The following is a 23320-nucleotide window of genomic DNA, read 5'->3' as shown; positions in this document are numbered from 1 at the left end:
ATGAACATCGGTGAAGCATCGGAGCGCTCCGGCCTGCCATCGAAGACCATCCGATATTACGAGGAGATCGGCTTGATCCGCCCCAGCCGGGGCGGAAACGGCTATCGCGACTATGCAGTCTCGGACGTCCACAAGCTGCGCTTCCTCCAGCGCTCCCGCGGCCTCGGCTTCTCCGTCGAGGAATGCCGCCAGCTTCTGGCGCTTTACGAGGACAAGAGCCGGGCAAGCGCCGACGTGAAAGACATCGCCCAGGCAAAACTCACCGAGATCGACCAAAAAATCCGTGAGATGATGGAACTCAGGCGAACGCTAGAGCACCTGGTCCACGCCTGCCATGGCGACGACCGGCCGGATTGTCCGATTTTGGAGGAGTTGTCTGAAGCGAAGCCCGCCTAGAAATCAGGCCCAATCGTTTTAACATCCGTCAGCGCAAAGCCAAAATCTTTTGTGAGTATCGGCAGGTTTCTTGACTTTGATATCGCGTAGTGAAAGCAATCTGCAAGATTAAGCGCACTATTGCGGGTTTCGTCAGGATGACAGTGACGGCCATGCAGGTCGAAGGCCTTCAAGGCCAAATGGTTGTCTTCCGGCGTCACGGGCAATAGCGAAATTCCGGCTATGCGCGTGAATTCTTCGAGCTGCGCTTGAGCGTCGGCCATCGAAGTACTCTTCTTGCGATACATCGCTACCGTGGCTTCCCACAAAGCTATGACCGATGTGTATAGCGAGCCCGGCGCAGCATCTTCGAGAATTTTCACGAATCGGTCGGACTGAGGCTCTTGCAACAGGATGGCGATTATCGCCGATGCATCGACGAACATCAGTAGTCGCCACTCAATTCATCGAAAAAGGCCTTGTCCAGCACAACATCGCTGTTAGGCAAGGATGCTATTCTAGCCTGAAGGGGTTTAAGGCGGGTGGAGAGTGGCAATGTCTCTTCGAGACGGCGCAGTTCGCCTTCAAGCGCGAGCCGTACCGCTTCCGTTTTGTTTACATGCTTTTTCGCCGCCAGTTCTTCGGCAAGCTGATTGACGCGCTCATTTCTTATGTTTAGCGGCATTCCCGGCACTCCTGTGTAGACAAATCAATATAGCGTCTACACATTTCCTCGCCAACTGCTAAAAAAATTCGATGCCGGGATGGAATAAATCCTGAGCGGCATCCGTATACTCAACCATGGAACGGAAAGAACGCCCATTCGATGTCATCGGACAGCTCGCAGCGCTGAGGCGCTATGCGCGTGCGCTGGTGCGCAATTCGGATGATGCCGAAGACCTCGTGCATGATGCGCTGGTGCGCGCCTTCGAGAAGCGTCAGAGCTTCCGGCGCGGCGGCAATCTGCGGACGTGGCTGCTTTCCATTCTGCACAACGCGCATATCGATCGCGTTCGCCAGAACCGGTCGATCGCGCGCAGGCACGATGAGGCAGTCCTTGAAGCCGAACAGTCGCTGCCTGCCGGACAGGAGCATGCGGTACGCCTGCAGCAGGTTCGCGATGCATTCTTCAACCTGCCGGAAGAGCAGCGCGAGGCACTCCATCTCGTCGCGATAGAGGATCTTTCCTATCAGGAAGCCGCAGCCTCGCTCGGCATCCCGGTCGGAACGCTGATGTCACGTATTTCCCGCGCCCGGGCGCAGCTTCGCGAGTTCGAAGCAAGCACGCCGCGCGTCTCGTATCTGAAGTTAATCGGAGGGGACGGCAATGAAAGCAGTTGATCCGATCATCGATACAGATCTCGACGCCTATGTGGACGGCGAACTCGACGTGGCGCGCCGCATCCAGGTGGAAACCTATCTTTCCGAGAATCCCGCTATAGCGGCGAAGGTCATGGCCGACCTCAGCCTGAAGGGCGAGTTGCGCCTCGCGCTTGCCGGCGAAAGTGCTTTCGGCCGGATGGAGACCCGCGACGCCGCCCGGCGCCTCGAGCGTGGCCTGTCCCATGGCCGTATTCTACACACTGTGCAGCGGATCGCCGCCGTCGGCGTGCTCGTAACCGTTGGCTGGGTGGCGCACACGTCCTTTGGCGCCTTTACGGCAACCGAGGTTGCAGCCTCCGTTCCGGCGCCAGCCTATGTTGAAGAAGCGGTGCGGGCCTACCACGCGGCCAAGCTTCGCGAGACGCTGCCTTCTCAGTCGGCAGCGAAATACAATGCCGACGACATTCGAGCCGCGACCGCAATCACGATGCCGGAGTTGCCGAAGGACTGGAAGGTTTCCGATGTGCAGATCTTCCCGTCCGCGTTCGGCCCGAGCGTCGAAATGGCGATCCAGGAATCTGACAGGAAGCGTCTTTCGCTTTTCGCCGTCCGGCCAGGCGCCTTCGCCGTTCAGCCGGTCGCCCATCTTGTGCTCGACAATACCAATGCCGCCTACTGGCAGATTGGTGATGTCGCCTATGCGCTGATTGCCGGTGACAAGGACCTTGACCTCGACCGGACCGCCGAAGGTCTCGCCCGTTCGCTCTACTAGTTCAACCCGAGGGAGATCAAAATGAACCCGACCAATCCGCGTTACGGCTACGGTTCTGCCGCAGGCTCGCAGGCTCTCTTCGACGAGGGTCTCCGTCAGCATATGCTGCGCGTGTACAACTACATGGGTCTCGGTCTCGTCATCACCGGGATCGTGGCCTTTATCGTCGGCACCACGCCGGCCCTTTACGTGCCGATCTTCCAGTCGCCGCTGAAGTGGGTGGTCATGCTTGCGCCGCTCGCCTTCGTCTTCTTCTTCTCGTTCCGTATCCAGACGATGTCGGCGAGCGCTGCACAAATGACCTTCTGGGCATTCTGTGCGGTGATGGGACTGTCGCTGGCGTCGGTGTTCCTCGTCTTCACCGGCACGAGCATCGCGCGCACCTTCTTCATCGCCGCGACCATGTTCGGCGCAACGAGCCTCTATGGCTACGTGACCAAGCGTGATCTTGCCCGCTTCGGCTCATTCCTCATGATGGGCCTGATCGGCGTCATCATCGCCAGCATCGTCAATATCTTCCTGGGCTCGACCGCGCTGCAGTTCGCCGTCTCGGTGATCGGTATCCTGGTCTTCGTCGGCCTGACCGCCTGGGACACGCAGAACATCAAGGAACAGTATTCGGAAAACCACGATCAGGAATCGAACCAGAAGCTTGCCGTCTTCGGCGCGCTGTCGCTCTACCTGAATTTCGTGAACATCTTCCAGCTCCTGCTCAGCTTTACCGGCGAGCGGGAATAGAGACCGCGCTTCTGGGGGCAATGGAAGCGCAGAGCGCCCGGTTTGCAGTCTGTGACAGGATGGCGGCCGGGCGTTCACCTGAAGGACGGCCGGGCTCAATGCCCGGCCGTTTTCTATTTCAGATGATACCCCAGGCGCGGTAACGGCCGCGCCCCGTGATTTCCCGAATGCCGATTTCGTTCAGCAGGTTGAGCGCACCGCGGCTCGTCACCCGCAAGTGCCGGGCGACCATCGCCGAAGATACCATCGGCCGCGAAAGGACGAAGTCGGCGAGCTGCGGCAGGCTGCTGTTCGAGCGACGATCCCTGAAGCGCAATTCCATCTGCGTGCGGGCAAGCGACAGACGATCCATCTCCTTCAGCCCGGCGGCTGCGCTATCGCTCATGGCCTCCAGATAAGCAAGCAAACGCGTCAGGCGATCGCGCGAGCGGCGCCGCTCATGGCGGACGGACTTCAGCCCGGTATAGAAGGAAAAGAGGTGCGAGGCGACCTTTCCCCGTGAGCGTAGATAGGCTGATATCAGCAGGCCGCCCAGCCAATGCTGGCGTCTCAGCGGCTCGGCTCTCTCCCAAGCCTCAAAGAGTACGGCAGCGGCAAGCGTTGGAACGAGTTCATCGGTCAGCAAAATGAGGTTTCGCCAATCTGTCAGCCGCTGCGCCTCGTCCCATTCGTCGTCACCGAAGAGGCCCAGGGGATCGTCGGTCCGCGTGGGTTTGGGTTTTTCCTCGGGCTCAGCGGCTTTGCCGAGATGCGTATCCAGCAGTCGCTGGGAGCGGGCGAGCACAGCATCGATCTCGGCGAGTTCCGCCGACAATAGCGCCTCGGGTTCGTGCTCCGCCTCTTCCAGCGGCCTGCTTGTGCCCTTGACCTCGGGAGCCCGCGCAGCATCGTCAAGGCCAGCGCCGGCGAGCGTGTTCAATCCGGCTGCGCTGAGCGCCCAGCCGGGCTCGGCCGTCCAGATGCGCCGTCTTGCGCGCAGCACGGAATGCGCGATCGTAAGCTCGTGGCTCGGCGTGCGGCTGTCCATATGTGCATCGTGCAGGACCAGGTCCTCCACATGTACAAGCTCCCCCGCAACCCACAGCGCGCCCGCCGCATCGAAAAAGTGGCCGCGTTCGGCAAACCCATCGCCGACCGGCGAACGGCCCGCTCTCTCATCCAGCCGCGCCAGCATGTCCTCCGCCTGGACGACCGCTGGCAGCAAGCTTTTCAGCATGGCATTGTCGATTTCGTAGCGCACTTCGTCATCCGGAAGTCATCTTAACGTTTACTTCCGCTATTTGGCGCGTGATTCGCAATAGAAGCATCCGGAATTCTGCAGACGCTGGCATATCCCGGGAATACCTAAACGGCCAACAGTTCGCGCATTGCGGCGAGGAACCGCCGATTGATCGTGTCGCGCTGCCGATGACGGCCGGCTTCGACCTGCTTGCGACCATGCGCCCACACGCAGTCGACAGCGACACTGCCGGCGAAAATCCAGTTGTCGAGGATCTGGTCGTTAGCGAGGTAAGGGACTGCGTTACAGTCCAGCGCGACGATATCCGCATAATTGCCTTCCGCGAGGCCCGCCGCGGCGCCGAGTGCGATGCCACCGCCAGCAAGCGCATTGTCGAACAAGGTTCGGCCCGTGGAGGCACCGCTCTTTGCGATCACGTTTCGGGATCGAAGTGCCAGGCGCTCGGAATATTCGAGCTGGCGGAGTTCGCCGGGAAGCGAGATCAGCACGTTCGAGTCCGACCCAATGCCAAATCGTCCGCCCTCTTCGAGAAAGAGCGGTGCCTGGAAGACGCCGTCGCCCAGATTGGCTTCGGTGATCGGGCAAAGACCGGCAACCGCGCCGCTTTTGGCCATGCGTCTGGTTTCATCCTCGGTCATGTGGGTCGCATGGATGAGGCACCAGTTGCCATCGACCGGCGCATGGTCGAGGAGCCATTCAACAGGGCGCTGTCCCGACCAGGCGATGCTATCCTCGACTTCCTTCACCTGTTCGGCGACGTGGATATGGACAGGTCCGCCTTCCGCAAGCGGCAGGATCCCGGCCAGTTCATCCGGCGTGACGGCGCGCAGACTATGTGGCGCAATGCCGAGCCTTGCGCCTTCCAGCATGCCGACAATGACCCGGGCTTTCTCAAGCAGCTTGCCGAAGCTCTCCAGCGAGTTGATGAAGCGCCGCTGCCCTTCGGCGGGTGCTGCACGGCCGAAGCCGGAATGGGCGTAAAAAACCGGCAGAAGGGTCAGACCGATCCCGGCTGCCTTGCTTGCGGCGGCGATGCGCTCCGCAAGCTCAGCTATGTTGGCATAAGCCGAACCATCCTTGTCATGATGCAGGTAGTGAAATTCGCCCACGCGCGCGAACCCGGCTTCGAGCATTTCCATGTAGAGCTGTGCGGCGACCGCCTCGACATGCTCCGGCGTCATCGCGAGCGCGAACTTGTACATCACCGTCCGCCAGCTCCAGAAGCTGTCGTTTGCGGGACCGCGAACTTCGGCAAGACCAGCCATGGCGCGCTGAAAAGCATGGCTGTGCAGGTTGGGCATCGCGGGAACAAGAAGCTGATGGCGCTCATCACCCGCGTCAGCCTTCACGCCAACTTCGATCCTTCCGATGCAGCCGTCCTCGATCGTCAGCCGGACGTCGCGTCGCCAGCCGTCCGGCAAGAGTGCGGTCGTCGCGTGAAGTGTGGTCATCAGCTTTTTCCCCTTCTCCAGCTCTTCCATCTTTCTTTTCCATGGAAGCGCCCAAATTTCTACTTGTCACCCGATTATTATGTATATACATTTTGCGACAAAGGGGAAGGCTAAAGCCGATGACTGGGAACAATCTTTTCGCGCAGGAGCAGAGAACGCGCCTCTGGCGCAATGGCCGCATGGCGACGCTCGATCCGGCCAAGCCAGGTTTGGGCATTGTCGAAAAGGGCGCGATCGTTATCGAGAACGGACGCATCAGCTATGCCGGCCCGGAAAGTGAGCTACCGGTCTCCATCATCGAGCGGGCCGAGATTACCGACCTGGAGGGCCGCTGGGTAACGCCCGGGCTCGTCGATTGCCACACGCACATCGTCCATGGCGGCAACCGCGCTCAAGAATTCGAAATGCGGCTGGAAGGTGCGACCTATGAAGAGATCGCCCGCGCCGGCGGCGGCATCGTCTCGTCGGTCAAGGCGACGAATGCGCTTTCCGTCGAGGGCCTCGTGCAAGCCTCGCTCCCCCGCCTCGATACGCTGCTTTCCGAAGGCGTGACGACGATCGAGGTCAAGTCCGGTTACGGTCTCAGCATTGCCGGCGAATTGAAGATGCTCGAGGCTGCCCGGGGGCTCGGCTCTGCGCGTCCAGTGCGCGTCAGGACGAGCTATCTCGGCGCTCACGCGACGCCTCCCGAATACAAGGGCCGCAATACCGACTACATAACCGACATCGTGCTGCCCGCCCTCGATGAGGCGCATGAAAAAGGCCTCGTCGATGCCGTCGACGGCTTCTGCGAAGGCATCGCTTTCTCCACGGAAGAGATCGGATATGTCTTCGATCGCGCCGAGGCACTTGGCCTTCCGGTCAAGCTGCACGCCGAGCAACTGTCCAATCTGGGTGGAGCCGAACTTGCCGCCGATTATGGCGCGCTTTCGGCCGATCATCTCGAATATCTCGATGACACCGGTGTCGCCGCCATGGCGGCCGCCGGAACTGTCGCGGTGCTGCTGCCCGGCGCTTTCTACGCCATCAACGAAACGCAGAAGCCGCCCGTAAAGGCGCTGCGTGCTGCCGGCGTCCCGATCGCCATTGCGACGGACTGCAACCCGGGGACCTCGCCCCTCACCTCGCTGCTTCTGACGATGAACATGTCGGCAACGCTCTTCGGCCTGACGGTCGAGGAATGCATCGCCGGCGCCACCCGCGAAGGCGCCCGGGCCCTCGGCCTTCTTGATGAAACCGGCACGATCGAGGCTGGAAAGTCTGCCGATCTTGCCATCTGGGATATCGAGAGCCCGGCGGAGCTCGTCTATCGCATCGGCTTCAATCCGCTCTTTGCGCGTGTCTTCAAGGGCGAAAGGATCGACCGTTGACCATCATCCTCCATCCCGGCGCCGTTTCGCTGAAGCAGCTGGAAACAATCTACTGGACCGGTGAACCGGCACGGCTCGATGCCTCCTTCGATGCCGGCATCGAAAAGGCCGCTGCGCGCATCGCCGAGATCGCTGCGGGCAATGCGCCGGTCTACGGCATCAATACCGGGTTCGGAAAGCTTGCCTCGATCAAGATCGACAGCGCCGATGTGGCGACGCTGCAGCGGAACCTGATCCTCTCGCATTGCTGCGGCGTCGGCGCTCCGCTGCCGGAGAATGTCGTGCGGCTGATCATGTCGCTGAAACTCGTTTCGCTCGGCCGCGGCGCGTCCGGTGTGCGGCTGGAACTCGTCCGGCTGATCGAAGGGATGCTCGAAAGGAGTGTCATTCCTGTCATTCCGGAAAAGGGCTCCGTCGGCGCCTCCGGGGATCTTGCACCGCTGGCGCATCTGGCGGCGGTGATGATGGGAGAAGCTGAAGCTTTCTATAAAGGCGAGCGCCTTTCCGGCGCTGAGGCTCTTGAAAGAGCAGGCCTTAGGCCTGTTGTTCTCGCCGCCAAGGAAGGCCTTGCGCTGATCAACGGGACGCAGACGTCGACGGCGTTGGCACTCGCCGGTCTCTTCCGTGCGCATCGCGCCGCCCAGACGGCCCTGATCACTGGCGCCATGTCCACTGACGCGGCGATGGGTTCTTCCGCCCCGTTCCATCCGGATATCCATACGCTTCGCGGTCATCGCGGCCAGATCGATACGGCAACGGCACTTCGGACGCTCCTCGAAAGCTCCGTTATCCGCGAAAGCCACATCGAAGGCGACGAGCGCGTTCAGGATCCCTATTGCATCCGTTGCCAGCCGCAGGTGGACGGCGCCTGCCTCGATCTCCTGCGTTCTGTTGCCCTCACCCTCGAGATCGAAGCCAATGCGGTGACCGACAATCCGTTGGTTCTTTCGGACAACACCGTCGTTTCAGGCGGCAATTTCCATGCAGAACCGGTCGCCTTCGCCGCCGACCAGATCGCGCTCGCGGTCTGCGAAATCGGTGCGATCTCGCAGCGACGTATCGCGCTTCTTGTCGATCCGGCTCTCTCCTACGGCCTGCCGGCCTTCCTCGCCAAGAAGCCGGGACTCAATTCCGGACTGATGATCGCGGAGGTCACCTCCGCAGCATTGATGTCGGAAAACAAGCAGATGTCGCACCCGGCCTCGGTCGATTCGACGCCGACGTCGGCAAACCAGGAGGACCATGTGTCCATGGCCTGCCACGGCGCGCGGCGTCTGCTGCAGATGACCGAAAATCTCTTCGGCATCATCGGCATCGAGGCACTGACGGCAGCGCAAGGCGTCGAGCTCCGTGCACCGCTGACGACCAGTCCCGAATTGCAGAAGGCGATTGCCGCGATCCGTAGCGTCGTCCCGACGCTCGAAGTGGACCGCTACATGGCTGATGACCTCGAGGCCATAAGCAAACTTGTCGCGACCGGCGCGCTGAACGCGTCTGTCTCCGAAAATATCCTCCCGTCACTGGAGATCTGAGATGAGCAATCCCCGTCACAACATCCGCGAAATCCGGGCGCCGCGCGGACCCGAGCTCAACGCCAAGAGCTGGATGACCGAGGCGCCGCTGCGCATGCTGATGAACAATCTCGACCCGGACGTCGCGGAAAATCCGAACGAACTGGTCGTTTATGGCGGCATCGGCCGCGCCGCCCGCACCTGGGAGGATTTCGACCGCATCGTAGCGACCTTGAAGACACTCACGGAGGAGGAGACGCTGCTGGTGCAATCCGGCAAGCCGGTCGGGGTTTTCCGCACGCACAAGGATGCACCGCGGGTTCTGATCGCCAATTCCAACCTCGTGCCGCACTGGGCTACCTGGGACCACTTCAACGAGCTCGACAAGAAGGGGCTCGCCATGTACGGCCAGATGACGGCCGGGTCGTGGATCTATATCGGCACCCAGGGGATCGTTCAGGGCACCTACGAGACCTTTGTCGAGGCAGGGCGACAGCACTATGATGGCAACCTGAAAGGTAAGTGGATACTTACAGGTGGCCTCGGCGGCATGGGCGGCGCGCAGCCGCTCGCGGCCGTCATGGCAGGCGCCTGCTGCCTCGCCGTCGAGTGCGACGAAACCCGCATTGATTTCCGCCTGCGCACCCGCTATGTCGATGAAAAGGCAAAGACGCTCGATGAGGCGCTGGCCTTGATCGACAAGTGGACGAAAGCGGGGGAAGCAAAGTCTGTCGGCCTGCTCGGCAATGCTGCGGAAATTTTTCCGGAACTGGTCCGGCGCATGAAGGCCGGCGGCCCGCGCCCGGATATCGTCACCGACCAGACCTCGGCGCATGATCCTCGCAACGGCTACCTGCCGGCCGGCTGGACCGTCGAAGAGGCCAAGGCCAAGCGCGAGAGCGATCCGAAGGCCGTCGAAGCCGCCGCCCGTTCATCGATGAAACAGCATGTCGAGGCCATGGTCGCCTTCTGGGATGCAGGTGTTCCGACGCTCGATTACGGCAACAACATTCGCCAGGTCGCCAAGGACGAAGGCCTCGAAAACGCCTTTGCCTTCCCGGGCTTCGTTCCGGCCTATATCCGCCCTCTTTTCTGCCGCGGCATCGGCCCGTTCCGCTGGGCAGCGCTCTCCGGCGATCCGGAGGACATCTACAAGACCGACGCCAAGGTCAGGGAACTGCTGCCTGACAATAAGCATCTGCACAACTGGCTGGACATGGCGCGCGAGCGCATTTCCTTCCAGGGCCTGCCGGCGCGCATCTGCTGGGTCGGTCTCGGTGACCGCCACCGTCTCGGCCTCGCCTTCAACGAGATGGTGAAGAACGGCGAGCTCAAGGCGCCGATCGTCATCGGCCGCGATCACCTCGATTCCGGCTCCGTCGCTTCGCCGAACCGCGAAACGGAAGCCATGAAGGACGGCTCGGACGCCGTCTCCGACTGGCCGCTGCTGAACGCACTGCTAAACACCGCCTCCGGCGCGACCTGGGTATCGCTGCATCACGGCGGCGGCGTCGGCATGGGCTTCTCCCAGCATTCGGGCATGGTCATTTGCTGCGACGGCACGGATGATGCCGCGCGCCGCGTCGAACGTGTCCTCTGGAACGATCCGGCAACCGGCGTCATGCGCCATGCCGACGCGGGCTACGAAATCGCGATCGATTGCGCCAGGGAAAAAGGCCTGCGGTTGCCAGGGATTCTCGGGAACTGAACGCATGAAGATCCTGCGCGCCGCCGATCACAAGCGCATGCCGTGGAAGAACGGCGGCGGCGAGACGGTAGAAATCGCCGTTACTCCGCAGGGTGCGGCCCTTGCTGATTTCGACTGGCGGATCAGCATGGCGACCGTTGCTGCGGACGGCCCTTTTTCGATCTTTCCCGGCATCGACCGTACCCTCTCGATCCTCTCCGGCAACGGCATGTCGCTTGCATTGGCGGGCCAGAAGCCTGTCTTGCTGACCCAGGCGAGCCAGCCCCTCGCCTTTGCTGCCGATGTGCCGGTTATGGCAACGCTTGCCAATGGCCCGATCACCGATCTCAATGTCATGACCCGACGCGGCCGCTTTGTGCATGATGTCGAACGAAATATGATCGACGGTGACTGGGGCCGAACGGTCGCCAGCGGAACGACGCTATTGCTTTGCCGGGGTGGGACGGTCACCTGCAGCTATGGCGGTGAAACGGGAATACTGAGCGAAAACGATGCTCTGCAAATCGAAATTCGCACCCCTGTGACGCTGGCACTTCAAGGCCATGCCATTTGCTATTTGATCCGCATCCAGCAGACGTAGCCCCGGCCTGAAATTCCCTCGATATTTGTATAGACAAAAGAAAAGGGGCGTGCCTATATGGTTCAATAAAAAGGCAGAACCGCCACATGCCCAAACTAAGAGCAGGGAACATCAGACATGAAAACAATATCGATTTTTGCTGCGGCTATTGCCGCTCTCCTCGCTGGCAGCGCCGCACAGGCGGCTGAAACCAAGGTCTCCGTCGGCATTTCCGGCTGGACGGGCTTTGCGCCGCTGACGCTTGCCAAGGAGGCCGGAATTTTCAAGAAGCACGGCCTTGACGTTAACATCGTCAAAGTTCCGCAGGCGAGCCGTCACCTGGCGCTGGCATCCGGCGATATACAATGCGCCGCGACCACCGTCGAAACCTGGATTGTCTGGAATGCGGCCGGCGTGGCGACCACGCAGATCTTCCAGCTCGATGTTTCGCACGGGGCCGATGGCATCGCCGCAAAGCCGGGCATCGAGAAGATTTCCGATCTCAAGGGCAAGTCCGTGGCTGCTTCCGCGCCGGGCACCTCGCCCTACTTCCTGCTCGCCTTCATCCTCGCCAAGAACGGGCTCAGCATGAAGGACGTGAAAGTGGTGAACATGGAGCCCGGCCCGGCCGCGCAGGCGCTGCTTGCCGGCCAGAACGATGCAGCCGTCACCTATGAGCCGTACCTTTCCAGCGTCCGCAGCGCTCCGGACAAAGGCAAGATCATCGCGACCACGCTCGATTATCCTGCCGTCATGGACACCTTCGGCTGCACCAAGGCGTTCCTGAAGGACAATCCGGAAGCCGCCAAGGCACTCGCCGCCAGCTATTACGACGCGCTTGAGATGATCAAGACGGACAAGGACAAGTCCTATGAGATCATGGGCAAGGATGTGAAGCAGTCGGGCAAGGAATTCGGCGAGTCCGCCGCCTATCTCGAATGGCAGGACAAGGCCGCGGCGCAGAAATTCTTCGATATGACCTTCAAGAGCTTCAACGAGGAAGCTGCCGATCTACTGCTGCAGGCAGGCGTCATCAAGGCGAAGCCGGACCTCTCGACACTCGCCGATCCGTCCTTCATCAAGTAATTCGCACACATTTGACGGAGCGCCATGGACCATCCAGGCGCTCCTCCTTTTTCTAGCAAGGGCGCGGCATGCATCCTCTTCAACCCATCGGTGCCCGCAGCCGGTTACTTTTCGGCCTGCTGTTCTTCGTCATCTTCTTCCTCGCCTGGGGCTATGCGACGCTTGGGGGCTATGTCTCGGAGACCTTCCTCGCCGATCCGATCACCATGGTGCAGGACGGCTACGATCTGCTCGTCAATCAGGGCTTCCTCTTCGACATCGGCATGACGATCTGGCGTGTGGTCGGCGGTTTCGTTCTCTCCGCGCTCGTCGCCGTACCGCTCGGCATCATCATGGGCGCGTATAAGCCGGTCGAAGCGCTGCTCGAGCCCTTCGTCTCGTTTGCGCGCTATCTCCCTGCCTCCGCCTTCGTGCCGTTGCTGATCCTCTGGGCGGGGATCGGTGAGACGCAGAAGCTGCTCGTCATCTTCATCGGCGCTGTTTTCCAGATCGTGCTGATGGTCGCCGTCTCCGTTTCCAACACCCGCCGCGATCTCGTCGAGGCAGCCTATACGCTCGGTGCCAAGGATAGCGGAGTTGTCCGTCGAGTGCTCATTCCCGCGAGCGCTCCCGACATCGCCGAAACGCTGCGTCTCGTCCTCGGCTGGGCCTGGACCTATGTGATCGTCGCCGAGCTCATCGGCGCCTCGTCCGGGATCGGCTATATGATCATCAACAGCCAGGCGTTGCTCGCGACGGGGCAGATCATCTTCGGAATCATCGTCATCGGCCTCATCGGCCTCGTCTCGGATTTCGCCTTCAAGTGGATAAATCGCCGGCTTTTTGCCTGGAGGCTCGCATGAGTGAACTCGTCATCAAGGGCGTGAGCCGCACCTTTCCCGGCGTGCGCGGCGGTCAGCCGACACTCGCATTGCAGCCGACCGATCTCGATATTCCGCGCAACGACTTCGTCACCATTCTCGGTCCGTCCGGCTGCGGAAAATCGACGCTCCTGCGCATCATTGCCGGGCTCGACAGGCCGACGACCGGCACTGTCACGTTGGAGGGCCGCGAGGTCAAAGGACCGGGCGCGGACCGCGGCATGGTCTTCCAGTCCTATACGCTTTTCCCCTGGCTGACGGTGCGCGACAACGTTGGTTTCGGCATGCGCGAGAAGGGCGTCCCGGAAAAGGAAAAGAAAGAGATCGTCGATAGCTACATCGACAAAGTCGGCCTTCGCGGCTTTGAGAACCATTGGCCGAAGCAGCTTTCCGGCGGCATGCAGCAGCGCACGGCGATTGCCCGAGCGCTAGCCAACAACCCGAAAATATTGCTGCTCGACGAGCCCTTCGGTGCGCTCGACAACCAGACGCGCGGCCTGATGCAGGAACTCCTGCTCGGTATCTGGGAGCGAGAGCAGAAGACGGTCATCTTCGTGACGCACGATATCGAGGAAGCGGTCTTCATGGCCTCGCGGGTGGTGACCATGACGGCGCGGCCGGGGCGCATCAAATCGATCACGCCGGTCGATCTGCCGCATCCGCGCCATTACACCGTCAAGGCCAGCCCGGAATTCTCCGCGCTCCGTCTGAAGCTGACCGAAGAGATCAGAAGCGAAGCGATCGCCGCGGCGGCACATGGATAAGAAGGAGCCGGCTATGGGAGATATGCCGCTGCACCTGCGCATCTTGAACGATGTCGAAAAGCGGATTCTCTCGGGCGAATGGCCACCGGGTTACCGGATTCCGTTCGAACACGAACTGACCGTCGTGTACGGCTGCTCGCGCATGACGGTAAACAAGGCGCTGACCGATCTCGTCAAGAAAGGCCTGATCGAGAGGCGACGGAAGGCCGGCAGCTATGTGAGTTTCCCCCATGTCCAGTCCGCCGTCATGGAAATTCATGACCTCAGGCGTGAGGTTCAGGCGCTCGGACTGCCTTATCGCTACCGTATCGTCAGCCGCAAGAAACGCCGGTTTAGACGCGAGGACCATGGGCGCCTCGCGCTGCCCTCATCCGCTTCGGTTCTGGAAGTCATCTGCCACCATTTCGCCGGCGACCGGCCATTCTGCCATGAGGAAAGACTGATCAATCTCGCGGCCGTTCCGGAAGCTGCCGATGAGAGTTTCGAAGAGGCTTCCCCGGGAAGCTGGTTGCTTGGCAAGGTGCCGTGGAGCGCTGCGGAGCACCGCATCCGAGCCGAGTCCGCCAAGACCGGTATCGCCGCGGCACTTGCGATACCGGCAGGCAGCGCCTGCCTCGTCATCGAGCGCACGACCCATAGCGGCGGCCTGCAGATCACGCATGTGAAGCTCACCTATCCCGGCGACAGGCACGAGCTTGTGGCGCAATTCGCCCATAGCTGAGCCAATCAAGGCGAGAAGGCACCATGCCAGCGGCGGGCAAGATTGCCCCTTGCGAATCGCTCCGATTTGAGTCCTCCGGTGTTTACCGCCGTAAATCCACAGTGAAACAGACGGCGGTTTCCCGCCGTAAAAGCTCTCACCGAATCGCTATTGCCTGCCCCGGAACCGGCGCTGATAGGCCGGATCGTAAAGCGAGCTTTCGCGGAAATCGCTGGCGGCGAGCGACGGGCCGACGAAGACGATCGCCGTGCGTTCGATCGGCTCTGCCATGACCTTTTCTTCGATATCGCCGAGCGTACCGCGCAGGATGCGTTCATCGGGGCAAGAGGCCTTGACGACAATCGCGACGGGGCAATCGGCACCGTAAAGCGGCGTCAGCTCGTCGACGATCTGCTTCAACGCGTGAATCGCGAGATGGATTGCGAGCGTCGAGCCTGTCGCCCCGAATTTCGAGAGCGTTTCCTCGTTCGGCATCGGCGAGGCGCGGCCGGAAACGCGGGTGAGCACCAGGCTCTGTGCGACCGCCGGTATCGTCAGTTCGCGTCCGAGCGCGGAGGCGGCGGCGGCAAAGGCCGGAACGCCCGGCGTCATCGTATAGGCAATGCCGTGCCTCTCCAGTCGCCGCACCTGTTCGGCAACGGCGCTCCAGACCGAAAGATCGCCGGAATGCAGACGCGCTACATCCTCGCCGGCGTTTGCGGCACGCAGATATTCCGCCTCGATCTCATCTAGCGACATCGGCGCGGTGTCGACGATGCGGGCACCGGGCGGGCAATATTGCAGCAGCTCGGGCGATACGATTGATCCGGCATAGAGGCAGACCGGACATCTGCCGATCAGGTCGCGTCCGCGAACAGTGATGAGATCGGCCGCGCCGGGGCCAGCTCCAATGAAGTGAACCGTCATTTTTCAATCCTTGATCCAGCGCCATTGCGTTACCGGCATTGCCGGGCGCCAGCCGCTCATTTCGCCGAGCGGGGCGGCGCGCGATATTTCGAAGCGTGTCAGGAAGCCGCCGCGCTTTGCCTGCTCCGCCAGCAGCACGGCCTCCATCTCCAGCGTCACCGCATTGGCGACCAGCCGACCGCCGCGTTTGAGCGACGCGATCACCGCGTCCATGACGCCCGGCTCGCTGCCGCCTCCGCCGATGAAGATCGCATCTGGCTCCGGCAATCCTTTGAGAGCCGCGGGCGCAATTCCCTCCACGACGGCAAGCCCCGGCACACCGAATGCCGAAGCATTGCGCGCGATCCGCGCGGCGCGTTCGGGCGATTGCTCGATGGCAATCGCCTTCAATGAGGGCTCGCGGAGCATCCATTCGACGGCTACCGAACCCGAGCCCGCGCCGATATCCCACAACAGTTCGCCATGGCGCGGCGCAAGCGCCGACAGCGTCACGGCGCGGATTTCCCGCTTGGTGATCTGTCCATCATGCTCGAACAGCGCATCGTCCAGCCCGGGGGAGAAAGGCAGGATGCGGGCGCCGTCCCCCGCGATGGCCTCGACGGCACAAACATTGAGTGGATCGATGTCCGTGAGCCGGAAATCCTGTGCCGACGTGTGCCGGATGCGCTCGCGCTCGCCGCCAAGCGCCTCCAGAACGGTGATGCGGGACTGGCCGAAGCCAAGATTTGTGAGAAGCGCCGCCAGCTCCCCCGGCCCATTCCCGTCAGAGGTCAGTGCGATGATGCGCCGCCCGGAATGCAGATGCGGCCGGATGAGACCGATCGGACGTCCATGCAGCGAGATGCATGTGGTCTCCTGCAAGGGCCAGCCGAGACGTGATGCGGCCATGCTGAAGGCGGAAGGTGCCGGAATGGTGTGCACCTCCTTAGCATCCACATGCCGCGAGAGTATCGCGCCAACGCCGTAAAGAAACGGATCGCCGGATGCGAGCACGACGACCGGCGTCCCGCGCCGGGCGAGGATCGCTTCAACCGATGCCTCGAATGGGCTTTGCCAGGCAAGCCGCTCGCCTTTGATCAAATTGTCCATTAGCGCGTGATGCCGCGCGCCTCCGAAGACGGCGGGCGCGGCGGCTATCAGCCGCTTCGCCTCATCGCCAAGACCGTCTGGACCGTCCTCGCCGATGCCGATAATGGTCAACCATGGTTTCATGGAATGGCTGGGCATATCAGACATGGCAAACATCCGCGTACTGATATTGGGTGGAACGAGCGAAGCGCGCGGTTTGGCACAGGCCCTTTCCGGCAAAGCTGGTTTCGACATCCTGCTGTCGCTCGCAGGTCGCACCGAAAAACCGTCCAGTCAGCCTGTTCCTGTTCACATTGGAGGGTTCGGGGGCGCGGAAGGCCTCGCATCCTTTCTGCGCGACGGCAAATTTCACCTTCTTGTCGATGCGACGCATCCCTTCGCCACTCGCATCTCCGCCAACGCCGAAGAGGCTGCACGCCTTTCCGGCATAGCCGCGTTTGCGCTGCGTCGGCCTGAATGGGTTCAGCAGCCGAACGACCACTGGTTCGTGGCCAACAGCATTCCTCAGGCGATCACCGCGCTTGGTTCTGTTCCCCGCCGCGTCTTTCTGGCGACCGGACGCCAGGAGGCGCATTGCGCTGAGGTGGCACCGCAGCACTTCTACCTCGTTCGCAGCGTCGATCCGGTCACCCCGCCACTTGATGTCCCGAACGTGGAGTACATTCTCGAGCGCGGCCCCTTCGATCTCGACAGCGAGATTGCACTTCTCAAGCGACATCGCATCGATGCGATCGTCGCAAAAAATAGCGGCGGAGCGGCCACCTATGCCAAGATCGAGGCGGCCCGGCGTCTCGGCATCGAGGTGTGCATCGTCGCCCGCGCAGCCGCGCCTGCCGTCATGACGGTTGAGACTGTCGACGAAGCGCTCGGCGCGATCGATCACCTCTTTCCTCCGGCGATGGAACGCGGCGTGTAGACAATCGCAGGCTTGCCGCCACCGGAAATGATCCGCGTCTCCGGTGAGCCGACGATGATGCAGGTGGCCATGTCCGCGAGGTCTGCCCGCGCATCGCCGAGCGGCTTGACTGCTATCTGCTCATCTGGACGTCCGACGGCGCGGCCGAAGATCACCGGCGTCTGCAGCGGCAGCTGCGTGCGAAGCAGCTCAAGAGCCTTGCCGAGTTGCCAAGGCCGCGCCTTGCTGATCGGGTTGTACAGGGCGATGACAAAGCCGGCCTTCGCAGCCAAGGCCAGGCGCTTTTCAATGATATCCCAGGGTTTCAGGTTGTCCGACAGCGAGATCGCGCAGAAATCGTGGCCGAGCGGCGCACCGACGCGCGCTGCGACCGCAAGCATCGCCGTGATCCCCGGCACGACGACGAGCTCGACGGAGCGCCATTCCGCCGGGCCTGTGTCGATTGCCTCACAGACAGCGGCCGCCATAGCGAAAACGCCCGGATCGCCGCCGGAGACGACGCAGACCTTGCGCCCGCCTGCCGCCATCGTCAGCGCCGCGCCAGCCCGCTCCAGCTCCTCGCGGTTATCGGAGGCATGGCGCAGCTGATGGGCGCCAAGATGCAACCGGTCGAGATAGGGACCGTAGCCGAAGAAATCGGTGGATGCAGAAATGGCGGAATGTGCTTCCGGAGTCATCTGCTCCGGATTGCCCGGGCCGGTGCCGATCACAAACAGGATGCCGCTCATCGGTTCGCCTCCCAGCCGGGCACAAGTACCAGCGAGAAATACGGCGCCTCGCCGTCCGGTCGTTCCGCGAGCTTCAGCATCGCCGAGTTCGCCATCGTGCCGCGCTCGACATAGACGGCTTCGCCGAGGCGCCCGGCCGCCTCCAGCGCACGGCGGATCTTCGGAAGATTGCGGCCGACCTTCATGATGACGGCTGCCTGGGTATCCCCGAGCCGGCGGGTCAGTTCCGCCTCGGCCATGGTGCCGGGGAGCACGGAAAGCACGTCGTCGCCCTGAACGATGGGCATGCCTGCGAGAGACCAGCAGCCGGACATGGCGCTGATGCCGGGGATCACCTCGGCCGCATAGCGATCGGCAAGCCGCACATGCAGATGCATGTATGAACCGTAAAACATCGGATCGCCCTCGCTCAGGATCACGACCGTTTTTCCAGCTTCGAGACGCGCTGCCACCGCAGCGGCCGACGCATCGTAAAAGGCGGTGATCTGGCTCTGGTAGCGCGCGTCGCCCTTATCGATCTCGGTGGTCACCGGATAATAGAGCGGCAGCAGCTCGGCGCTGGGCTGGATCAGGTGCTGGACGATTGCCCGGCCGTTGCCTGCTTTGCCCTGCTTGGCGAAATAGGCAATGACGTCCGCGGCTTCGATCGCCTTGGCGGCCTTGATTGTCAGCAGATCCGGGTCCCCTGGCCCCGTGCCGACACCGATGAGACGGCCGGGTCCTGTCATAGTCCGGGCCTCGCCAACGCATTGATTGCGGCGGCCGTCATCGCGCTGCCACCGAGACGGCCGCGAACGATGGCAAACGGCACGCCATAGGAATTCTCCGCCAGCGCATCCTTGGATTCGGCGGCGCCGACGAAGCCGACCGGCATGCCGATGATCGCAGCCGGTTTTGGCGCACCGTCGCGCAGCCGTTCGAGCAGGTAGAAAAGTGCCGTCGGGGCATTGCCGATGGCAACAACGCTGCCCGCCAGCCGATCGAGCCAGAGATCGATGGCGGCCGCCGAACGCGTGTTGCCGTTCGCCTGGGCCAATTCCGGCGTGCGCGGATGGCGCAGCGTGCAGACCACGTCATTCTTCGCCGGCAGCCGGGCGCGCGTGACGCCGTGGGCAACCATCTCCGCATCGCAGAAAATCGGGGCGCCTTTCTGCAAGGCGGTGCGCGCGGCATTCACGACATCCGGGGAGAACTCGAAGTGTGCAGCCGCTTCCACCATCCCGCAGGCGTGAATCATGCGCACGGCGACCTCGGCCTCGTCCAGCGAAAAGCGCAAAAGATCGGCTTCGCTGCGAATGATCGCGAAAGAGCGCTCATAGATCGCGTCGCCGCTGCGGATATAATCGTAGTCTGACATTCCTATTCCTGTCTGAGCGCCGCCGCAATTGCCGGGGCGCCAAGCCGTGCGAGGCAGGCGGCCGCCGATTCGCCAGCGCTCTTGTTCTTCCCGATAAGCCGGGCGAGCTTCTCTATAGCCAAATTAATCTCGCCGCCAGCAATCGTTACGTCCGGCCTATCATTCGCACGCCCATTGAGGACAATACCATAACCGCCGGGTACTCCGGTGAGCGTCAGCGCTGGCCAGGGGTGGGCGCATCCCTTGGTACAGCCCGAAAGGTGAACCGTGAGCGATCCCTCAAGGAGGATCTCTGCCCGCTGCAACAGATCCTGCGCCAGCGCCCGTGTTTCATAGAAACCCGAGGCGCAGGCTCCTGCTCCGGCACAGGCGGCAATTTTTGCAGATGCCTCGCTAGGATCGGAGCTGAAACCGTGCCTCGTTGAGGCGGCCCGGAGCTTCTTTGCGTTCTCTGGCTCCAGGCCCGTGATGAAGAACAACCGGCCGGGCGCCAGTCGAATCTCAGCGCCCCCCAATCTCTCCGCCTCTTGCAGAAGGGCTGAAAGGTCAGCTGCCTGCATCTGACCAAAGCGTGGCCTGAGGCCGAGGGTAAAGCTGCCAACGGCGAGCTCATGGATTCCAGGCTGCGGCATTTCTGCCCGCGTCAGGGCAGCGAAATGCGCTGCCCCTGCGGGGAACGCCTCTTGCAAGACAGCCGTTCTTATATCGCGCGCTCGCGCGTGCAGACCGGCTTCCGCCAGCGTCTCCAGCAATTGTCCTATCGCACGGACGGCGTCATTCGCCGAGCCGACGGAAACGGGCTGTGCCGTCATCCCATCGCCGTCGATCGCAACAAGCCAGCGGCCGTCGTCCATAGCTACAGCGCGGATATCCGCTGCAAGACCGGACAGGCTGAAGCGTCCTCCGCTGTCGACGACGATGGAAAGTTTTGGCGCCAGGCGCGGGGAGGAGAGTGTGGCGCTCAGTTCATCCCGCAACTTAGCTTCCAAGGCGGTGGCGTTGCCGGCCACGCTTGGATCGATGCCATGAAGCGGTGAAAGCTCGATAGCGGGACCGGCCGGGACGATGATCCCGGCAGCATCGATATCGGCTGCAAGCTTTTCGACGCTCTCGGTCAGCAGCCCGCGGATCTGCAGATTTCCGCGGGCGGTGATTTCCAGAAGGCCATTGCCGTTTGCCGCCGCAGAAGCCGCCAGCGCCTTGAATTGTGCCAGCGACAGCGCACCGCCGGCGGGCCGCAGCCTGGCGAGCAGACCATCGCCGGTCACCATCGGAGCAGCCAGCGTCGGACAGGCGCCTCGCCGCAAGCCCGACGGTGCGGCGGTGCGTTCTTCCGTGTTGATCTGTCTTTCGCCGGCAAAGCCCATGGCTCATCCTTTTGCCCCATGTCCTTACAGGATGGGGGACGCCCGGCAAAGCGCCGGCCCTATCACTCGAAGTCGCGGCCTTTGCGGAGCAGGTAAATGTCCATGATCCAGCCGTGCCGTTCGCGGGCCTCCGCCCGCGTCCGTACGATGTCGTCGGCGACATCGCCAAGCCGCCCGGCATAGATGATCTCATCCTTGGTACCGAGATAGGCTCCCCAGAAAATCTCCGCATCCGGATCGTCGATCTTCGCGAAGGCCTGTACGCCGTCGAGCATCACGACCGTACTTTCCGCTTTCAGCCCCTCCTCGGCAAGTCTTCGGCCGGTCGTGATCTCCACCGGCTTGCCGACGAGATTGACCGGGATGCGATGGCTCGCTGCGAGCGCCTGAATGCTGGTAATGCCCGGGATGACGGTGATTTCGAATTCCACCTTGTTCCGCACGCGTTCCAGGATGCGCAACGTGCTGTCATAAAGGCTCGGGTCGCCCCACACGAGGAAGGCCGCCGATCCGTTTTCCGGCAGCCCGTCGATCAGCCCGAGGTAAGTGGTCGCGATCGCCGCATGCCAGTCATCGACGCTTTGCACGTAGCTGCGATCCTTCGTCTCGCGCATCGGTACGGCGAACTCAATCGTCTTTCCGGCAGCCCGCTGGACATATCGCTCGCAGATTTCGCGCCGGACTTCTGCAAGCTCCTCCTTCTTCGCACCCTTCGTGGGAATGAAAATAAGATCGGCGGCATTCATCGCGTTGATCGCCTGAATGGTCACATGCTCCGGATTTCCGGTTCCAATGCCGATAACGTAGATATGTCTCACGTAGTCTCCTTGCGGTCTCGCGCTGCTCTCAGCGGATCATGAGAGCCGTGCCGTAGAGCCCGATCGCGAAGACCGTGTGCGCAATCAGGTTGAGCGCGCGCACCTTGTTCGGGTTCGGCCTCTTCGACGCCGCCCAGCCGAGACCAAGGCCCGGCTGCAGCAGGAACCAACCGGCGCCCACGGTGACAATGCCGAGAATCCAGGCCGGGATGAAGGTCGGCGCCGCCAGCCATGATGGACCCATGATAACCGCAAGAACAAGGCCGTAGATGATGCCGATCGCATAGTGGCCGATCCATCCCAGCGCCAGTTCATGTTCATAGGGCTTCGCATCTGCAATTGCGTCGTGAAACACCTTGCCGCGACCGAGATGCCAAAACCAGCGCCCTACAGGCGCCCAATTGGAAGCGGGCTGGCCGAAAACGCCGGAAAGGATGATTGCCCAGATATCCATGAGGATCGTCGCGCCGACCCCCATTGCGATGCCGCGCCATAAAATCTCGAACATGAAGAAAATCCAGATGGGTGAACTCGCATTTGTCTTAGACGCGGGTGGCGGAGCCTGCAACATCGCCCCTCGTGTCGGATACCAAATCGCTGTGCAAACGGTGCATTTCAATTTGATCGGCGGTACGAGTCCGCCTAAGTTTCGGCCGAACGAGGGAGGTGCACATGAGACTCGATCACACAGCCAAGGGCGTCTATGCCATTGCCGCGACGCCCTTTCATCCGGATGGGCGGCTGGATACGGTATCGGTCGATCGGCTCACCGATTTCTATCTTGGCTGCGGCGTCACCGGGCTTACGATTCTCGGCATCATGGGCGAAGCGCCGAAGCTCGAGCCGGAGGAATCGCTTGCGATCACCCGGCAGGTCGTCAAGCGCGCGGGCGTTCCGGTGATCGTCGGCGTGTCTGCGCCAGGCTTCGCGGCAATGCGCTCGCTGGCCCGCGGCGCGATGGATCTCGGCGCTGCAGGGGTGATGATCGCCCCGCCGCCATCGCTGCGGACTGACGACCAAATTATCGGATACTATGCTCAGGCGGTCGAGGCGATCGGCGAAGACATTCCCTTCGTCATCCAGGATTACCCGCTGACACTCACCGTCGTCATGACACCCGGCGTTATCCAGAAGATCGTCAACAATCATTCATCCTGCGTCATGCTGAAGCATGAGGACTGGCCGGGACTTGAGAAGATTTCGCGGTTGCGGGCGGCGCAAAAGGCAGGCGACATGCGGGATATCTCGATCCTTTGCGGCAACGGCGGGCTGTTTCTCGATTTCGAGATGGAACGCGGCGCCGATGGCGCAATGACGGGCTACGCCTTCCCGGACATGCTGGCCGACGTCGTCAATCTCCAGCAGGCTGGCAAGCGCGATGCGGCGCACGATCTCTTTGACGCCCACCTGCCGCTTGTTCGCTACGAGCAGCAACAGGGCGTCGGTCTTGCCGTACGCAAATATGTCCTGCAAAAGCGCGGGGCGATCGCCAGCGACGCGCAGCGTAAACCCGCCGGCGGCATATCGGAGAAAGCAAAGGCGGAAGTTGATTACCTGCTATCCCGAGTAGCCCGATTCGACAAGCGTGCGGCGCTTTAATCCGGCACCGCACTTGCAAGGTGCCCTGCATCGTCAATCTGGCACAAGGATTGCGTGTGAGC

Annotated in this window: 26 protein-coding genes; 14 read left to right on the top strand and 12 right to left on the bottom strand. The window is 61.9% G+C overall.

Annotated elements, in window-relative coordinates; all coding sequences use genetic code 11:
* Positions 1-396, top strand: a complete 396-nt coding sequence (cueR, locus tag HGP14_RS11065; protein ID WP_168829885.1) for a Cu(I)-responsive transcriptional regulator — start codon at positions 1-3, stop codon at positions 394-396.
* On the opposite strand, the gene HGP14_RS11060 is transcribed toward cueR, so the two are convergent.
* Positions 393-821, bottom strand: a complete 429-nt coding sequence (locus HGP14_RS11060) for a type II toxin-antitoxin system VapC family toxin (RefSeq protein WP_168829884.1) — start codon at positions 819-821, stop codon at positions 393-395. The genes cueR and HGP14_RS11060 overlap by 4 nt on opposite strands.
* A complete protein-coding gene (locus HGP14_RS11055) occupies positions 821-1060 on the bottom strand; it encodes a type II toxin-antitoxin system VapB family antitoxin (RefSeq protein WP_168829883.1) in 240 nt (79 codons plus the stop codon). Before HGP14_RS11055 ends, HGP14_RS11060 begins: the two co-directional genes overlap by 1 nt.
* Before the next feature lie 116 nt (positions 1061-1176).
* Here HGP14_RS11055 and HGP14_RS11050 point away from each other — a divergent pair, with 116 nt between their 5' ends.
* From HGP14_RS11050 to HGP14_RS11040, 3 genes are read left to right on the top strand one after another with little or no spacing between them, the layout of a single operon-like run.
* Complete coding sequence (locus HGP14_RS11050) at positions 1177-1716, top strand: sigma-70 family RNA polymerase sigma factor (protein WP_168829882.1); 540 nt, start codon at positions 1177-1179, stop codon at positions 1714-1716.
* The gene (locus tag HGP14_RS11045) at positions 1703-2470 is read left to right on the top strand and encodes an anti-sigma factor family protein (protein ID WP_168829881.1); all 768 of its coding nucleotides are present in this window, start codon (positions 1703-1705) and stop codon (positions 2468-2470) included. Before HGP14_RS11050 ends, HGP14_RS11045 begins: the two co-directional genes overlap by 14 nt.
* Positions 2471-2491: 21 nt before the next feature.
* The gene (locus HGP14_RS11040) at positions 2492-3208 is read left to right on the top strand and encodes a Bax inhibitor-1/YccA family protein (protein ID WP_168829880.1); all 717 of its coding nucleotides are present in this window, start codon (positions 2492-2494) and stop codon (positions 3206-3208) included.
* A 118-nt stretch (positions 3209-3326) separates the two neighbouring features.
* Here the strand turns inward: HGP14_RS11040 and HGP14_RS11035 are convergent, their stop codons facing one another.
* Positions 3327-4448, bottom strand: coding sequence for an RHE_PE00001 family protein (locus HGP14_RS11035; RefSeq protein WP_168829879.1), 1122 nt, complete (start codon positions 4446-4448; stop codon positions 3327-3329).
* 104 nt (positions 4449-4552) lie between these two features.
* The gene (locus HGP14_RS11030; protein WP_168829878.1) at positions 4553-5899 is read right to left on the bottom strand and encodes a formimidoylglutamate deiminase; all 1347 of its coding nucleotides are present in this window, start codon (positions 5897-5899) and stop codon (positions 4553-4555) included.
* 119 nt (positions 5900-6018) lie between these two features.
* On the opposite strand from HGP14_RS11030, the gene hutI reads away from it, so the two are divergent.
* From hutI to hutC, 8 genes are all read left to right on the top strand, one after another.
* Positions 6019-7269, top strand: coding sequence for an imidazolonepropionase (gene hutI, locus HGP14_RS11025; RefSeq protein WP_168829877.1), 1251 nt, complete (start codon positions 6019-6021; stop codon positions 7267-7269).
* The gene (gene hutH, locus HGP14_RS11020) at positions 7266-8801 is read left to right on the top strand and encodes a histidine ammonia-lyase (protein WP_168829876.1); all 1536 of its coding nucleotides are present in this window, start codon (positions 7266-7268) and stop codon (positions 8799-8801) included. Before hutI ends, hutH begins: the two co-directional genes overlap by 4 nt.
* A 1-nt stretch (position 8802) precedes the next feature.
* Positions 8803-10488: a urocanate hydratase gene (gene hutU / locus HGP14_RS11015; protein WP_168829875.1), complete on the top strand. Its 1686-nt coding sequence runs from the start codon at positions 8803-8805 to the stop codon at positions 10486-10488.
* 4 nt (positions 10489-10492) lie between these two features.
* A complete protein-coding gene (locus tag HGP14_RS11010; RefSeq protein ID WP_168829874.1) occupies positions 10493-11068 on the top strand; it encodes a HutD family protein in 576 nt (191 codons plus the stop codon).
* A 117-nt stretch (positions 11069-11185) separates the two neighbouring features.
* Positions 11186-12133 carry an ABC transporter substrate-binding protein gene (locus HGP14_RS11005; protein ID WP_168829873.1) on the top strand — a complete coding sequence of 316 codons (948 nt, stop codon included), beginning with the start codon at positions 11186-11188 and terminating at the stop codon, positions 12131-12133.
* A gap of 68 nt (positions 12134-12201) precedes the next feature.
* Positions 12202-12975 carry an ABC transporter permease gene (locus HGP14_RS11000; RefSeq protein ID WP_168829872.1) on the top strand — a complete coding sequence of 258 codons (774 nt, stop codon included), beginning with the start codon at positions 12202-12204 and terminating at the stop codon, positions 12973-12975.
* Entirely contained in the window at positions 12972-13757 is a 786-nt protein-coding gene (locus HGP14_RS10995) for an ABC transporter ATP-binding protein (RefSeq protein ID WP_168829871.1), read from the top strand. Before HGP14_RS11000 ends, HGP14_RS10995 begins: the two co-directional genes overlap by 4 nt.
* A gap of 22 nt (positions 13758-13779) precedes the next feature.
* Positions 13780-14478, top strand: coding sequence for a histidine utilization repressor (gene hutC, locus HGP14_RS10990; protein WP_168830291.1), 699 nt, complete (start codon positions 13780-13782; stop codon positions 14476-14478).
* A 147-nt stretch (positions 14479-14625) separates the two neighbouring features.
* On the opposite strand, the gene cobM is transcribed toward hutC, so the two are convergent.
* Both cobM and cbiE read right to left on the bottom strand, forming a co-directional pair.
* Positions 14626-15384 carry a precorrin-4 C(11)-methyltransferase gene (gene cobM, locus HGP14_RS10985; RefSeq protein ID WP_168829870.1) on the bottom strand — a complete coding sequence of 253 codons (759 nt, stop codon included), beginning with the start codon at positions 15382-15384 and terminating at the stop codon, positions 14626-14628.
* 3 nt (positions 15385-15387) lie between these two features.
* On the bottom strand, positions 15388-16620 hold the full coding sequence (gene cbiE / locus HGP14_RS10980; RefSeq protein WP_168829869.1) for a precorrin-6y C5,15-methyltransferase (decarboxylating) subunit CbiE: 1233 nt from the start codon (positions 16618-16620) through the stop codon (positions 15388-15390).
* On the opposite strand from cbiE, the gene HGP14_RS10975 reads away from it, so the two are divergent.
* Positions 16619-17389 (top strand): cobalt-precorrin-6A reductase, encoded by a 771-nt coding sequence (locus tag HGP14_RS10975; RefSeq protein ID WP_168829868.1) that lies wholly within the window; start codon positions 16619-16621, stop codon positions 17387-17389. The genes cbiE and HGP14_RS10975 overlap by 2 nt on opposite strands.
* Here the strand turns inward: HGP14_RS10975 and HGP14_RS10970 are convergent.
* The 6 genes from HGP14_RS10970 to HGP14_RS10945 all read right to left on the bottom strand — a co-directional run bounded on the left by HGP14_RS10970 (position 17353) and on the right by HGP14_RS10945 (position 22167).
* Positions 17353-18117 carry a precorrin-3B C(17)-methyltransferase gene (locus HGP14_RS10970; protein WP_168829867.1) on the bottom strand — a complete coding sequence of 255 codons (765 nt, stop codon included), beginning with the start codon at positions 18115-18117 and terminating at the stop codon, positions 17353-17355. The two genes, HGP14_RS10975 and HGP14_RS10970, sit on opposite strands and share 37 nt — an antisense overlap.
* Complete coding sequence (locus tag HGP14_RS10965; protein ID WP_168829866.1) at positions 18114-18845, bottom strand: precorrin-2 C(20)-methyltransferase; 732 nt, start codon at positions 18843-18845, stop codon at positions 18114-18116. Before HGP14_RS10965 ends, HGP14_RS10970 begins: the two co-directional genes overlap by 4 nt.
* Positions 18842-19474 carry a precorrin-8X methylmutase gene (locus HGP14_RS10960; RefSeq protein ID WP_168829865.1) on the bottom strand — a complete coding sequence of 211 codons (633 nt, stop codon included), beginning with the start codon at positions 19472-19474 and terminating at the stop codon, positions 18842-18844. Before HGP14_RS10960 ends, HGP14_RS10965 begins: the two co-directional genes overlap by 4 nt.
* Positions 19475-19476: 2 nt before the next feature.
* Positions 19477-20841, bottom strand: a complete 1365-nt coding sequence (gene cobG / locus HGP14_RS10955) for a precorrin-3B synthase (RefSeq protein WP_168829864.1) — start codon at positions 20839-20841, stop codon at positions 19477-19479.
* A gap of 62 nt (positions 20842-20903) precedes the next feature.
* Complete coding sequence (cobF, locus tag HGP14_RS10950; protein ID WP_168829863.1) at positions 20904-21659, bottom strand: precorrin-6A synthase (deacetylating); 756 nt, start codon at positions 21657-21659, stop codon at positions 20904-20906.
* A 28-nt stretch (positions 21660-21687) separates the two neighbouring features.
* On the bottom strand, positions 21688-22167 hold the full coding sequence (locus HGP14_RS10945; protein WP_168829862.1) for a DUF2938 domain-containing protein: 480 nt from the start codon (positions 22165-22167) through the stop codon (positions 21688-21690).
* Positions 22168-22331: 164 nt separating this feature from the next.
* On the opposite strand from HGP14_RS10945, the gene HGP14_RS10940 reads away from it, so the two are divergent.
* Positions 22332-23258, top strand: coding sequence for a dihydrodipicolinate synthase family protein (locus HGP14_RS10940; protein WP_168829861.1), 927 nt, complete (start codon positions 22332-22334; stop codon positions 23256-23258).
* Positions 23259-23320 lie beyond the last annotated feature (62 nt).

This window comes from Rhizobium sp. P32RR-XVIII, from assembly GCF_012641395.1.
GTDB lineage: Bacteria > Pseudomonadota > Alphaproteobacteria > Rhizobiales > Rhizobiaceae > Rhizobium.
Note: the sequence above shows the minus strand (reverse complement) of the source record. Positions and strands in the feature narration are given on the sequence as shown.